The 15,018-nt window shown below is 33.8% G+C and carries 9 protein-coding genes; 7 read left to right on the forward strand and 2 right to left on the reverse strand.

What is annotated here, in order from left to right; all coding sequences use genetic code 11:
- Nucleotides 1-78: 78 nt before the first annotated feature.
- Entirely contained in the window at nt 79-1,569 is a 1,491-nt protein-coding gene (gene crtH / locus Dongsha4_RS07620) for a carotenoid isomerase (RefSeq protein WP_330205081.1), read from the reverse strand.
- 397 nt (nt 1,570-1,966) lie between these two features.
- Between crtH and Dongsha4_RS07625 the strand changes: the two genes are divergently transcribed.
- The 7 genes from Dongsha4_RS07625 (at nt 1,967) to cydB (ending at nt 13,697) form a co-directional block, all read left to right on the forward strand.
- Nucleotides 1,967-2,428 (forward strand): phosphate-starvation-inducible PsiE family protein, encoded by a 462-nt coding sequence (locus tag Dongsha4_RS07625; protein WP_330205082.1) that lies wholly within the window; start codon nt 1,967-1,969, stop codon nt 2,426-2,428.
- A 311-nt stretch (nt 2,429-2,739) separates the two neighbouring features.
- Nucleotides 2,740-4,179 carry a cysteine--tRNA ligase gene (gene cysS, locus Dongsha4_RS07630; protein WP_330205083.1) on the forward strand — a complete coding sequence of 480 codons (1,440 nt, stop codon included), beginning with the start codon at nt 2,740-2,742 and terminating at the stop codon, nt 4,177-4,179.
- A gap of 276 nt (nt 4,180-4,455) precedes the next feature.
- Entirely contained in the window at nt 4,456-8,634 is a 4,179-nt protein-coding gene (locus Dongsha4_RS07635; RefSeq protein ID WP_330205084.1) for a response regulator, read from the forward strand.
- A 225-nt stretch (nt 8,635-8,859) separates the two neighbouring features.
- On the forward strand, nt 8,860-9,783 hold the full coding sequence (argF, locus tag Dongsha4_RS07640) for an ornithine carbamoyltransferase (protein WP_330205085.1): 924 nt from the start codon (nt 8,860-8,862) through the stop codon (nt 9,781-9,783).
- 154 nt (nt 9,784-9,937) lie between these two features.
- Nucleotides 9,938-10,807 (forward strand): ACP S-malonyltransferase, encoded by an 870-nt coding sequence (fabD, locus tag Dongsha4_RS07645; protein WP_330205086.1) that lies wholly within the window; start codon nt 9,938-9,940, stop codon nt 10,805-10,807.
- A 168-nt stretch (nt 10,808-10,975) separates the two neighbouring features.
- Complete coding sequence (locus Dongsha4_RS07650; protein ID WP_330205087.1) at nt 10,976-12,406, forward strand: cytochrome ubiquinol oxidase subunit I; 1,431 nt, start codon at nt 10,976-10,978, stop codon at nt 12,404-12,406.
- A 289-nt stretch (nt 12,407-12,695) separates the two neighbouring features.
- Nucleotides 12,696-13,697 carry a cytochrome d ubiquinol oxidase subunit II gene (gene cydB, locus Dongsha4_RS07655; RefSeq protein WP_324281876.1) on the forward strand — a complete coding sequence of 334 codons (1,002 nt, stop codon included), beginning with the start codon at nt 12,696-12,698 and terminating at the stop codon, nt 13,695-13,697.
- Between the two features lie 134 nt (nt 13,698-13,831).
- On the opposite strand, the gene Dongsha4_RS07660 is transcribed toward cydB, so the two are convergent.
- Entirely contained in the window at nt 13,832-14,821 is a 990-nt protein-coding gene (locus Dongsha4_RS07660) for an NAD-dependent epimerase (protein WP_330205088.1), read from the reverse strand.
- Nucleotides 14,822-15,018: the final 197 nt, after the last annotated feature.

Here is a 15,018-nt window from a genome sequence, read left to right on the forward strand (position 1 = left end):
GTCTCTTGACTTTTGTACCTTACCCATTTCCGATCTAAACTAAAAATAAATCATAGCTGAATTTATCAACCCCTAATTCTAATATCCCAAATCTACGGCAATACGATGAGCGCAACTGAAACCAGAAAACGCAACCGCATTTAAACCCTGCCCCGGAAATGTACTATCTCCCACGCAATATAAATTTTTAATAGCAGTACGATTAAATGGCATTGATAATAAACCTAAAAGACGACGAGCAGGAATAGGTCCATAAGTGCCGTTAATTCTTCCTAAAAAGCGTCGATGAGTGCGAGGAGTGCCAATTTCCATATAGTCTAACCCTGCATCCAAACCGGGGAAAATCTTTTCTAAACGTTCAATTAAACGCCCTGCCGCTTCCTCTTTCTTGAATTCATATTGTTTCGGAGTTAATCCTTGCCAATAATCCATCGAACTAGGGGTAAAAGTATGAATAATATGGTAGCCCGATGGTGCTAAACTGCGATCGAGGAGGGTTGGAATAGAAACAAAAATAGTTCCCTGTTCAGCTTCTAAGTTGTTCCAATCCTCTAAAATAATATGATGACATTCAGGATTATTCTCTAACACTTTAGCTTCAACTCCCAAGTGTAAACTCAAAAAACTGGGGGATTGACGATAATTCTCTTGCCACTTAACCTCTTTTCTTGGTTTTTTATTATCTATTAACTTCTCAAAAGTATCCCAACGAGTTGCATTCGATACAATTCTTTGAGCATAATATTCTTTTCCATTCGCCAATCTTACTCCAATGGCTTGATGGTTTTCCACAATGATTTCTGTAACTCTTGCCTGATATTTAATTTCTCCTCCTAGCTTTTCTAAACCTTCCGCTAAAGTTTCCCCGATTTTGCCCACCCCACCTTTAGGATAATTGATTCCACCATAATGACGATCAGAAAACACCATTCCCGCATTTATCATCGGAGTTAAATCAGCAGGTACAACAGACCAACAATAACACTCCATATCAATAAATTTTAATAAGTCAGGATTTTTGATATACTTACGAGCAACATCACCGACATTTAAGGGTAAATATTTAACTAAACTTAAACAGGCAAGAGGTTTTTGGAAGAAAACACGAGTTAAGTAGCGAATTTCCTCTAAAGAAAGCAATTCCATGGAGTTAAGAGCATTAAAAACAGTCCAACACTCATCATAAAACTTTCTAATTCCTTCTTTTTCTTCAGGAAAATAATGATACAATTCCTCTAAGAATAAATCATAGTCTCGATGTACTTTCAAGTCGAGATTATTAGGTAAATGATAGTGTATTTGAACTGGATCAGGGATAGTCTCCATTTTCACATTGACAGCATCCAAAGCACGAGTTAACAAATTCGTTGTGCCTTCAGTGCCAAAACCAAATATCATTGAAGCACCAACATCAAAGCGATAACCCTGACTCTCGAAATACCCAGCACTACCTCCAGGAATGAGATAACGCTCTAACACCAGAACTTTTACTCCTTTTGCGGCTAACTGAGTGGCTGTTACTAAGCCACCTATACCCGAACCAATTACAATTACGTCATACTGATTCATATTTTCTTTTCGATCTTAAAACTTTCCCTCTAATCTCCCTTTTACCAGTTTAGCGGTTTATGGTCTCAAAAAAAGCCGTATTTATCCCTAAATTATTACTTCTCAAAAACTATATTAACCTCAGTTATTCAGCAAAAATATTAGTTTTAGGGAGACTTTATATTTTAGGTGACAGGTTTTAGGTAAATATTGGATGAGCATTTATCAGTTAATTGAATTAAGGTGGTAATTTATCTTTACCATCAAAAAAGTAAAGTTTTTAACAATAAATATAAGGAAACAAAAGATAAATCATGTAAAATAAGTTTTGTCTTATATGTGATAAATTTTAATCAATATATACTATTTTAAATCGTTTATATATTTCTAAAAATCAGTTTGAATAAGTAAGTATCAAATGTTAAATAAAATAATTTCTTTGCTGAATGATTTTTTCAAAGATAGAAATTTCATGAAGCTAATTCATATTACCGAAAACTTAGTCTCTAAGGTTCTTTCTATTGCTTTAATCGTAGTTATCTTTGTTTCTCTTTTTGATTTAATTTTAGTCTTATCTCAAGATTTATTTGTACAAGAGCCTGTTGGTTTTTTCAATGTTACTTTAATTGAAATTTTTGGCTTTTTTCTTAATGTTTTGATTGCCCTAGAATTATTGGAAAATATAACTGTTTATTTAAGAAAACACGTTGTACAGTTAGAGTTAGTTTTAACAACTGCTTTAATTGCGGTGGCAAGAAAAATTATTATTTTTGATACTAGCAAATATGATAAAGTTGACTTAATTGCTCTCGGTTTTGCAGCCCTCTGTTTAGCATTGAGTTACGGAATAATTTGTTATATTCACAAGAGAAAAGTTTAAATTTATTCGTTGTTTGAATTGAAAATAGCTGTAAATCTGAAACCTATTACCCGAAACTGTCAAACCTGCCCAAATCAAACATTCCTACTCAAGAAATGAGGTTAGCAATACATCATTGCTTTATAATTGGATTTAGTCTATGTAGGGGTTTAAAAGTGTTCAAAATACCCAGAACATAAGAAAAATTTTATTAACGATTTAATTTATCTTGTTTAATATTTACTGGTTTTTAAGCAAACAAATGACCAGAAACTGAGTATTAAATTCTATTTTTACCCCTCATATATATATTAATAAATAATTTGTAACCGATGAGTTTAACTTTATATAATACCCTTACCAAGCAAGAAGAAGAATTTAAGCCTTCTAATCCAGAAAGAGTAACTATGTACTGCTGTGGAATTACAGCCTATGATTATTGTCATTTAGGTCATGCTCGTACTTGTATCATTTGGGATGTAGTGAGACGTTATTTAACTTGGAGAGGTTATAAAGTTAGATACATTCAAAATTTTACGGATATTGATGACAAGATTCTCAATCGAGCAAAGGCAGAAAATACAACCATGGAAGAGGTGGCTGAACGTTTTATTCAAGCCTATTTTGAGGATATGGAAAAATTAAATGTACAGAAAGCAGATTCTTATCCTCGTGCGACTCATACTCTTGATGGAATTAAAAGATTAATTTGGGAATTGGAGGAGAAAGGTTTTGCTTATGGGGCTCAAGGGGATGTTTATTATTCCGTAAGTAAGTTTAAAGGTTATGGTAAGTTGTCTGGAAGAAACTTAGATGATTTACAGGCGGGGGCTAGTGGTAGAGTTAATATTCAAGATCAGATTAAGCAGGAGTCTTCTGATTTTGCCCTCTGGAAAAGTGCTAAACCTGATGAGCCTAGTTTCGAGTCTCCTTGGGGTAAGGGGCGCCCGGGGTGGCATATTGAATGTTCGGCGATGGTTAGGGATAATTTGGGTGAAACTATTGATATTCACGTGGGGGGAAGTGATTTAATTTTTCCTCACCATGAAAATGAGATAGCCCAATCGGAGGCGGTAACGGGTAAACCTTTGGCTCGTTATTGGTTACATAATGGCATGGTGAAGGTGGAAGGGGAAAAAATGTCTAAGTCTTTGGGTAATTTTATTACTATTAGGGATTTATTGGCTAAATATGACCCCATGGCGGTGCGTTTATTTATTCTTCAGGCGAATTATCGTAAACCTCTTGATTTTACTGATGTGGCGATGGAAGCGGCAACAAATGGTTGGCATACTTTAATGGAAGGTTTAAATTTTGGCTATAAGTATGGCAAGGATTTAGATTGGACATTAGAAGGAGATATTCAAGAAATCCCTTCAGTAAAAGATGATTTTTGTCGGGCGGTAGATCAAGATTTTAATTTTGCTTCGGGTTTAGCAGTTTTATTTGAGTTAGCCAAAGAGTTACGCAAAGAGGGAAATTTATTAAGTCATGAAGGTAGAATAAGTCAAAATTCAGAGGATTTGGAGTCTAAATGGCATACTTTGGTTAATTTGGCTCAAGTTCTGGGTTTAGAAGCGAAGTTTGATCAATGTCTTTCTGTCTCTTCTCAAATTAGTGATCAAGAAATTGAAGATTTAATCTCTCAAAGAACTATAGCACGTCAAAATAAAAACTACCAAGAGAGCGATCGCATCCGAGATTTACTTAAGGAGAAAGGAGTTACCCTTGTGGATGTGGGCAAAGGGGAGACAAAATGGCATAGGGATTAGTTTTGGCAAAAGTAGTCAATGTTTTAAATATTAACTTATCACCAAAATTTGACATCTTTAACTTTACACCATCAAAAATTCCGTATCAAATTAAGATAACTATACAGTTAGGAATTAGGAATTAGAAAAAAGCTGATAGAAAAAACTGATAAAATTAATAAATTCAAACTTGCCAAGATTGAATACTTATAACTTAAATGTTTAATAACATATTTAAAAATTTAATAATGATACTAGCTACTTAATTTTATTTTATTAATCTCTTTTTATAAAACCATGCTTAAAAAGCTAAAAACTATCGATATAGCCCTTATAGTTCTTGTGATATTAGCTTATTTAGGTAATTATTTTAAATTGCCTTTATTTTTTGGGGTGGACTTTATATTTGGTAGTATTTTTGTTTGGATAATTACTTATTTTTATGGTTTTCGACAGGGAATTATTGCTGGTTTTATTAGTAGTATAGAAACATATTTTTTATGGGGACATCCCTATGCAATTATTATTTTTACTGTAGAGGCTATTTTTGTTAATTATTTTTTCCATCATCGCTACAATCAAAATTTAGTCTTAATTAATATTCTTTACTGGCTTTTTCTTGGGATTCCTCTCATTGCTTTTTTTTATGGTTTTATTCTTGATGTTTCTTTGACAGGAACAATTTTAATTATTTTAAAACAATCAATAAATGGAATTTTTAATGCTTTAATTGCTACACTTATTTACAGTTATTCTATTTATTTACCTAATAAATTATTACTAATAAATAAAAAAAATCACAATTTATTTTTTAGACAAAATTTATTTAATTTACTTGTTAGTTTTGTACTCGTACCCACACTAATTATTTCTGTAATTAATAGCTATAATTCTATTAATGAAATAGAAAGCATTATCATATCGGATTTAAAAACTACTGCTTATCAATGGCGAGAGAATATGATTTATTGGCAAAATGTTCACGTTAGAGCAGTAAAAAATTTAGAAGATAATCCTTCTATTTTTAATGATTTTAATTTACTTTCAGAAAAACTGGATAATACCAGAGGAATAATTGATGATATAAGTTTATTATACGTGAGCGATCGCAATGGAAATATAGTTGCCTCTAGTCCAGATAAAAATCAATATGGAAAACCCTTAATTGGCTTAAATATAGCTAATACAGAAGAGTTTATTAAGGCAAAAAAACAAGATAATTTTTATTTTACTAATATCCATTATGACTCTATTTTTCTCAATAATCATGTTTCTTTAATTTATCCTATTACTAATCGATATAATCAATTTCAAGGATTTATATATGCTTCTATAACAAATAAAAATATTTCTGAAATTTTCATGAATCAAGACAGTGTTTCTGAAATTTCAATTCTGGATGGCAATCAAAAAATAATTGCTAGTAATACTGGAAATATAAATATTAGTAATATCAATGAAAAAGACTATGAAATTATTAACTTAGAAAATGGTTTTTCTCAATGGCTACCAATACATCCCGGTATGCCCATTATGACAAGATGGAGTCAATCATTTTATGTTTATGAAATCCCCATCAATGAAGAAACTCCTTGGAAAGTATTAGTGAAAATATCCACAACCCCTTATATAGAAAGGTTAAACATAATATACATAAAATCTTTAGGAGTTTTATTTTTTATTACAATAATAGCCTTATTTATTTCTGACAGTATTAGTAAAAAATTAGTTAAACCATTAGAAAAATTAGGGAAAATTTCCACAAATTTACCAGATAAAATATTTAATAATGAAAATATTTTTTGGCAAGAAACGGATGTAGTAGAAATAGAAGTATTGACAGAAAACTATCAATTAATGGTTCAGGCTTTACAAGAAAAATTTGCTCAACTAAAAGATTCTGAACAAAATTTGACACAAAAAGTAACTGAAAGAACAAATGAATTAACCATCAAAACAAAACAACTACAGGCAGAAATAGAAGAAAAAAAAGCGATCGAATCTTTACTCAGAGAAAAAGATGAACGTTATGAATTAGCAGTTTCTGGTACAAATGATGGTATTTGGGATTGGAACTTAAACACGAATGAAGTATATTACTCTCCTGCTTGGATGCGCATAATTGGTTATGAATCTGAACCATTATCCCCAACCCTAGAAACATGGCTCAAACGCATTCATGAAGATGATTTAGAAAAACATTTACATGATATTCATGCCTATTTGAATCAAGAAACAAACTTATATCAAAATACCCATCGCTTAAAGCATAAACAAGGGCATTATGTTTGGGTTTTAGCTAAAGGAAAAAGAGATAATGATGCTCAAGGGGAGGCTTACAGATTAGTGGGAACAATAACCGATATAAGTGATAAAATCAGGGCAGAGCAAGAATTACAGTTAGCAAAAGAACAAGCTGAAAAAGCCAATCAAGCTAAAAGTGAATTTTTAGCTACCATGAGTCATGAAATTCGCACTCCCATGAATGCGGTAATTGGTATGACTGGCTTATTATTAGACACCCCTTTAAATAATGAGCAAAGAGAATTTGCGGAAATCATTCGCACCAGTGCCGATAGCTTATTAACTATTATCAATGACATCTTAGACTTTTCCAAAATTGAATCAGGCAAATTAGAGTTAGAATGTCAACCCCTATCCATTATCAACGTCATCGAAGAATCATTAGACTTATTAGCCCCAAAAGCAATCAATAAAGGTATAGAGTTAATTTATTTTATTTCCCCCGACATACCCAAAACCATCATGGGGGATGTGACTCGTTTAAGACAAGTATTAGTAAATTTGTTGAATAATGCCGTCAAGTTTACCAATGAGGGAGAAATAGTTGTTTCTGTGGGTGTTAGTCGTCAATCCATTAAAGAAAATATCCTTGAATACGAGTTAATTTTTTCTGTGAAAGATACTGGCATTGGTATTCCTCACAGTCGCATGGATAAATTATTTAAGCCTTTTTCTCAAGTGGATGCTTCTACTACCAGACATTATGGCGGTACAGGATTAGGACTGGCTATTTGTAATAGATTAGTTACAATGATGGGAGGACAAGTGTGGGTAGAAAGCAAGGGGGTTGTGGCAGGAGATTCGCCTTTAAATTATCAACCTAATTCTTCATTAGATGATTTAGGATCGATATTTTCATTTACTATTAATACGAAAGTATCTAGTTGGCTTGTCAATCAAGAAAATACTTCCTATTCCCATATTCTTCAAGATAAAGTAATTTTAATTGTTGATGACAATGAGATTAATCGTCAAGTGTTGATGATTCAGTGTCATAACTTAGGTATGAAAACCATTATTACTGCTTCAGGCAGAGAGGCTTTATTAGCCCTCAAAAATGAGCAAAAACCTGATTTAGCAGTGTTAGATATGCAAATGCCCGGGATGGATGGTTTAACTTTAGCCAAGCAGATTCGTTTACTACCCCATTGTCAGGATTTACCCTTGATTTTACTCAGTTCTATCGGTAATGTAGAGATACAAAAATCTTTAAAAGAAGTGGATTGGGCGGCAACTCTCACAAAACCCATCAAACAATCTCTGCTAGAAGATATTTTTATTAATGTTTGTCAAGAAAATCTCAATTATCCTCGTTTATTTTCTTCTTCTTTCTCCTCTCCTTTTGAAAATATTGCGGGTATTGCCCCGTTAAAAATTCTCATAGCGGAAGACAATATTGTTAATCAAAAAGTAATTACTAACATTCTCAAACGTTTAGGTTATCGGGCAGATGTGGTGGCTAATGGTTTGGAGGTGATGGAAACCTTGAATCGTCAATCTTATGATTTAATTTTGATGGATGTGCAAATGCCTGAAATGGATGGTTTGACAGCTACTCGTCAGATTCGCACCCTCTGGAATTCTCCTAATAGTAATTTTCAAGGCATTCCCCCTCATATCATAGCAATGACGGCTAATGCCATGGAGGGCGATCGAGAAATTTGTCTGGCCGCAGGAATGGATGATTATTTATCTAAACCCGTGAGAGTAGAAAAGTTAATGGAAAAGCTGAAAAATTTACGAAAAACCTATCCTAATTCAGAAATTAACCCTAAAATTGAAACAGAAAAGAATGATAAAAATCATATGGTGCAACTAGACAGAGAAGCAATTAATGAACTAAAAGAAATGTTAGGAGAAGATGATTTTCCCATAGTCTTCGCAGAATTAATACAGACTTACTTAGAAGAAAGTCCTAGTTTGATTCAAGGCTTACTAAATGGATTAGAAAATCAAAATTACCAACAAATTAAAATTAATGCCCATAGTCTTAAATCTAGTAGTGCCAGTTTAGGGGCAAAGCATTTTTCCCAATTATGTAAGCAATTAGAAATGTCGGTGGTTGAAGAAAATTTTGAGTTAATACCCCAACTAATCCCGCCAATTGTTAAAGAATATCAGGAGGTAGAAAAATATATGAAAATAGAGCTAAATCATCTGAATTCGAGATAAAATTCTTGGTTAAGATAGGCAAAGAAAGGGTAAAGTTAAAAGAATAAAGGTAAATAGTTCAGAATTGAGAATTAAAAACTCCGAACACTCATTTCTCATTTCTCTACAACACCTTATTTGCAGAAATCCTAACAAAATCGGGCAAATTATGTCTTTTCCACTATTCATGATCCTGACACAGTGGGTTAAGATATGGAAATCATTTTTAGATAAAAATATTATAGTATGGTCAATTTAAAAGGTAGAGATTTATTAAGTATTGCTGACTTAAATCAACAGGAAATTAGAACCATCTTAGATTTAGCCGCCGATTTAAAAAGTGGAAAAAAACAGTTTCAAACCAATAAAACTTTAGGATTGCTATTTTATAAAGCCTCTACTCGTACAAGGGTTTCTTTTAGTGTGGCAATGTATCAATTGGGGGGTAATGTTATCGACTTAAATCCTAGTCGCACTCAAGTGGGTAGAGGAGAACCTTTACAAGATACTGCAAGAGTATTGGATCGTTATTTAGATATTTTAGCCATTCGCACTTTTGCTCAAGAAGATATACAAACTTTTGCTGATTATAGTGATATTCCTATTATTAATGCTCTAACAGATATAGAACATCCTTGCCAAATTTTAGCGGATTTACAAACTATTGAAGAGTCTTTCGGTAGTTTAGAGGGAGTAACGATGACTTATTTAGGAGATGGAAATAATGTGGCTCATTCTTTGCTTTTAGGAGGGGTTTTGATGGGGATGAATGTCAGAATTGCTACTCCTGAAGGATATGAACCTAATAAAGATATTATTAAACAGGCTCAAGCCTTGGCAACAAAATCAGACCAAGTAGTAATCACCCATAATGCAAAAGAAGCGGTAGAAAATAGTCAAGTTTTATATACTGATGTTTGGGCTAGTATGGGACAAGAAGAAGAAAGCGCTACTAGAGAACCTATATTTCAGCCTTATCAAATTAATGAAGAATTATTAGGTATTGCGGATAAGTCGGCGATTGTTTTACATTGTCTCCCTGCTTACCGAGGAAAAGAAATTACAGAAGAGGTGATGGAGGGCAATCAATCTCGCATCTGGGATGAAGCAGAAAATAGAATGCACGCTCAAAAAGCATTAATGGCTTGTTTGTTGGGATTGAATGATTAAAGTGAGCAGATATTTGGGTGTTAGGGTATTGGGGTTAGTGTTAATTAAAAACTTTTGCCTTTTGCCCTTTCAACTTTGCGATTAGTTATTCTACTCACCATTGACGATTAAAAGTATAATATCGACTTGGAACTTTTAGAAAAATGTATCATAAATGACTAAAACAGCATGGGTATTCCCCGGGCAAGGTTCACAAACTCAAGGCATGGGGATAGATTTAATTGAAGTGGCACAGGATAAATTTAAACAGGCAGAAGAGATATTAGGATGGTCTATTATCCAGAGGTGTCAAGGAGATGAAGAAACTCTTTCTCGCACTCTTTATACTCAACCGTGTTTATATACCATAGAAGCGATTTTAGTCGATTTATTGAAGGGTAAGAGCAAAAATGCCGATTTTGTCGCAGGACATAGTTTAGGGGAATATGTGGCTCTCTACGCCGCCAATGTGTATGATTTTGCTACAGGGTTAAACCTCGTGAAGATGCGATCGCAGTTTATGGATCAGGCACAAGGAGGCAAAATGGTAGCTTTAATGAAATTTAACAGAGAAATCCTTGAGAAAGCCATAGAAAATACAGAAAATGTTGTTTTAGCTAATGATAATAGCGATGGTCAGGTGGTTATTTCTGGAGAACCTAGTGCAGTTGATGAAGTGGTAGAAGCAGTAAAAGCTAAATTAGCTGTACCTCTTAAGGTGTCGGGGGCTTTTCATTCTCCTTTAATGGCGACGGCCGCCACCGAATTTGCCAAAGTTTTAGACAAAGCGGAGTTTAAAGACGCTCAAATTCCTGTTTTAGCCAATGTTGATCCTAATCCTAGCATTGATGGACAAGAAATTAAAGAGAGATTAAAACAACAAATGACAGGGGGAGTGCGATGGCGTGAAATTATGGCACAAATGCCCTCATTAGGTGTTCAAGAAGTGATAGAAATTGGGCCGGGGAAGGTGTTAACGGGTTTATTTAAACGTAGTGTCAAAGATGTAAGTTTAGTTAATATAAATGGCTTAGAAAATCTTTAAATGGATTTGATGGTATCGGGTGCTTGGTTTGGCGGTTTTATTTACTGAGAGTGAAAATCAATCAACCTATTGTTAATTTATTCTTTAATTATCTTCCAAGTTGAGAAGTCATCAATAGAATGAAAGAGATAATCCCATATAACTATGTAATCAATAATTCTATTCTTTATGGATTTTCTTTCTGATACTCTCATTCTTTCTCGAATGCAATTTGCATTCACCGCCATTTTTCATATGTTATGGCCTGTTTTAACTACAGGTATGGCAATTTATTTAGTAATTGTAGAAAGTTTATGGTTAAAAACAAAAAATCCTGATTATTACCATCATGCCCGTTTTTGGTCTAAGTTATATGTGTTAAACTTTGGTATTGGTGTAGCTTCAGGATCGCCTATGGCATTTCAGTTTGGCACTAATTGGGCTCCTTTTTCTGAGTCGGTGGGAGATTTTTTCGGTAGTGTTTTAGGTTTTGAAGCAACCATGGCATTTATGCTCGAAGCTGGATTTTTAGGCATTATGCTATTTGGTTGGCAAAGGGTTAACCCCATAATTCACTATATTGCTACTATCTGTGTGGCAGTTGGTGCAAATCTATCCACTTTCTGGATTTTAACGGCTAACTCTTGGTTACAAACTCCTGCAGGAGGTGATTTTGTCGAAGGCAAGTTTATTGTTAAAGATTATTTTGCGGCCATTGCTAATCCTTTTATGCTGAAGAGTGTATCTCATATGTTTTTAGCTACCCTTGAAACTTCTCTTTTTGTCATCGGTGGTATCAGTGCATGGTATATTCTCAAGAAGCGTCATCAGGCTTTTTTTGCTAAATCCTTTAAAATAGTATTAGCAGTTGCGATCGCAATTACACCTTTACAAATATTTGTAGGTCATTTAAGTGCAGAACAAGTATATCATCATCAACCTACCAAATTAGCGGCAATGGAGGCACAATGGGAAACAATTCCTGCGGGGGAAAAAGCCGATTGGAGTTTATTAGCTTTTCCCGATGAAAAAACCGAGAATAATAAATGGGAGATTTCCATTCCTAATGCCTTTCCTTATATTCTTGAGTTTAAATCCCGTTTGAGTGAACCTGTGTTAGGTTTAAAAGAATGGACTCCTGAAAATCGTCCTCGCATGGTGGGTTTAATTTATTATTCATTCCGTTTGATGAGTGGTATAGCTTTTGTTTTAGTGGGCGTAATGCTTGTGAGCACTATTCAATGGTTAAGAGGCAAACTATCAGAGGAAAATATTATTCAACAAAAATGGTTAATGATTTCTTGGATGTGGTGCGCACCTTTGGGGTATTTAGCCGTTGAGTCTGGTTGGATTGTGCGTTGCGTAGGAAGACAACCTTGGACTGTTTATGGTGAAATTCGCACGGCTGATGCGGTTTCTAATTTACCCGCAGGGGATGTGTTAACTTCTTTAACTATTTTCCTTTGTCTCTATACAGTATTATTCTTTTCTGCTTTATATTTCGGTAGTCGTATTATTGCTAAAGGGCCTAAATTTGACTTACCTTTACCCGGAGATGATAAAGATTTACCAGTGGAAGTAGATTCTGCTCAACATATTCCTGACAGTCGCCCTATTTAGTTAACCCCAGTTTGGTTTAAGAATATCGGGTAAGGGTAGGTTTCAGGTTTCAGGTGTTGGGGTATTGAGATATTAGGGTATTAGGGAGAAACGAGTTAGGAGTTAATTAAACACTCTTGCCTTTTGCCTTTTGCCTCTTGACTCTTACCTAGGGTGTTAGGGAGAAACTAACCCTTAAAGTGCATTGTTACTAATTATTAATTGTCAATTAGCTTCAGTTATGCTGTGAGATTGTATTTATCATAGCTACATCGTAAAAAAATCTGTAATCACTTAAGACAGTAAAAAAATGGAATCACTTAACTATCTTTTACCATTGGTATGGTTTGCCATCCTTGCTTTATTTCTATTTATGTATGTGATGTTGGATGGTTTTGATTTAGGGGTAGGGATTCTCTCTCTTACCTCTTCTTCTGAAGAAAGGCGTAGCGTTTTAATGACAAGTTTAAGTAATGTCTGGGATGCTAATGCTACATGGTTAATTTTAATGGGGGGAAGTCTTTTTGGTTCGTTTCCCTTGGCTTATAGCACTATTTTAAATGCTCTTTATATCCCGATAATGATAATGATTTTGGGGTTAGTGGTGCGTACAGTTTCTTTTGAATTTAGGGAAAATTCTCGTCGCAAATTATTCTGGAATTGGGCTTTTGGAGTCGGTAGTTTTGTGGCGACTTTAGGGCAGGGTTTCGCCCTTGCAGGTGTTATTGAGGGTATCCATGTGGATGCTAGTGGGCATTTTATTGGTTCGACTTGGGATTGGTTTAACTGGCGTAGTGTGGTGGTTGCTCTAACTCTTATTCAGGGTTATGTTTTAATTGGTTCTTGTTATTTGATTATGAAAACTACAGGAAGTCTTCAAGAAACTCATTATAAAACCGCTAAAATTGCCGCTATTACTACTCTTATCGGTGCGATCGCAATTACTACTGTAACCCCTATATTCTCTATTTTCGCCAGAAATAGACTCTTTGATAAACCTTTTATTTATGTATTTAGTGCCATTCCCATTTTAGGAGTAATTCTAGTGATTTTACTTTTAAGGAGTTTAGCAAAAAAAAGAGAAGTTACCCCATTTATTTACACAATTTTAATTTTTTTATTAACTTTTGTGGGATTAGCTTTAGTTGTATTTCCCTACATAATCCCCCCAAGTGTTACCATTTTTGATGCGGCAGCTTCTCCTAGCTCTTTAGTTTTTATGTTAACTTTTATCGGTTTTTTAATTCCGATTATGCTGTTTTATAACGTTTATAATTACTTTGTTTTTCGGGGCAAAATTACAGGTAATTAAAAGAGATGGTAATTAGGTTTGAGTTATGAAAGAAGTGTTAGGGAGTTCGGAGTTCGGAGTTCGGGGTTTTTAATTTTTAATTTTTAATTCTTAATTATCAATTCTTAATTATCACCTTTGCCCCTTGCCCTTTCTTAATTTTTATAAAATTCTCGATACCATTTAACAAATTCATCAATACCCTTTTCAATGGAAGTAGAAGGTTTAAAGCCAACGGATTTATATAAGTCATCAACATCAGCATAAGTTATGGGCACATCTCCGGGTTGAATTGGTAAAAATTCTTTCTCGGCGGTGACACCTAACGATTTTTCAATGGTAGTAATAAAATCAATGAGTTTGACGGGTTGATTATTGCCAATATTATACAGACGATAAGGTGCTTTACTATTAGGATTATCTGTTTGAGGTGTGGGAATTTGCTTCATAACCCTAACGACTCCTTCAATAATGTCATCGATATAAGTAAAGTCTCTTTGCATATCTCCATAATTAAAAACTTTTATTTTCTTTCCTTCTAAAATATTTTTAGTAAAAATAAAGTAAGCCATATCTGGTCTTCCATAAGTACCGTAAACTGTAAAGAATCTTAAACCCGTTGTGGGTATGTTGTATAAATGACTATAGGTATGTGCCATTAATTCGTTGGCTTTTTTCGTGGCGGCGTATAAGCTGACAGGGTTGTCAACATTATCTTGAGTAGAAAAAGGAATTTTTTTATTTGCCCCATAAACTGAACTTGAGGAGGCGTAAACTAGATGTTGAATGTTATGGTGGCGACAGGCTTCCAAAATGTTAACGAAGCCCACTAGGTTACTATCAACATAAGCATGAGGGTTTTCTAAAGAATATCTAACTCCTGCTTGGGCGGCTAAATTGACAACAGTGGTAATTTTATTTTCTTTGAATAAGTCCATTATAGAGGTGCGATCGACCAAATCCAAGAGAAAAAACTGAAAATTATGATGTTGTTTTAAAATTTCTAAACGAGCTTGTTTTAAAGATACGTCATAATAGTCATTCATATTATCAATACCGATAACTGAATAGCCATCATTCAATAAACGCTGACTTAGATGAAAACCAATAAAACCGCTACTACCTGTAATTAAAATTGTTTCCATAATATTAATCAAATTTATTAATTTTTTAATAATAGCTGAATACCGTTATTTGAAGTAATAAGATAATAAGATAGCCTGAATTTGATGTAAAATCTTTAACATAGATGAGTTTTAGCTATTTTTTAAGAACAATTTACACTGACTATTTTATTTCATTAATCTTTATCAAATTAATTTTTGATATTTTTAAGTTACAG

The sequence above is a fragment of the Cyanobacterium sp. Dongsha4 genome (assembly GCF_036345015.1).
Classification (GTDB): Bacteria; Cyanobacteriota; Cyanobacteriia; order Cyanobacteriales; family Cyanobacteriaceae; genus PCC-10605.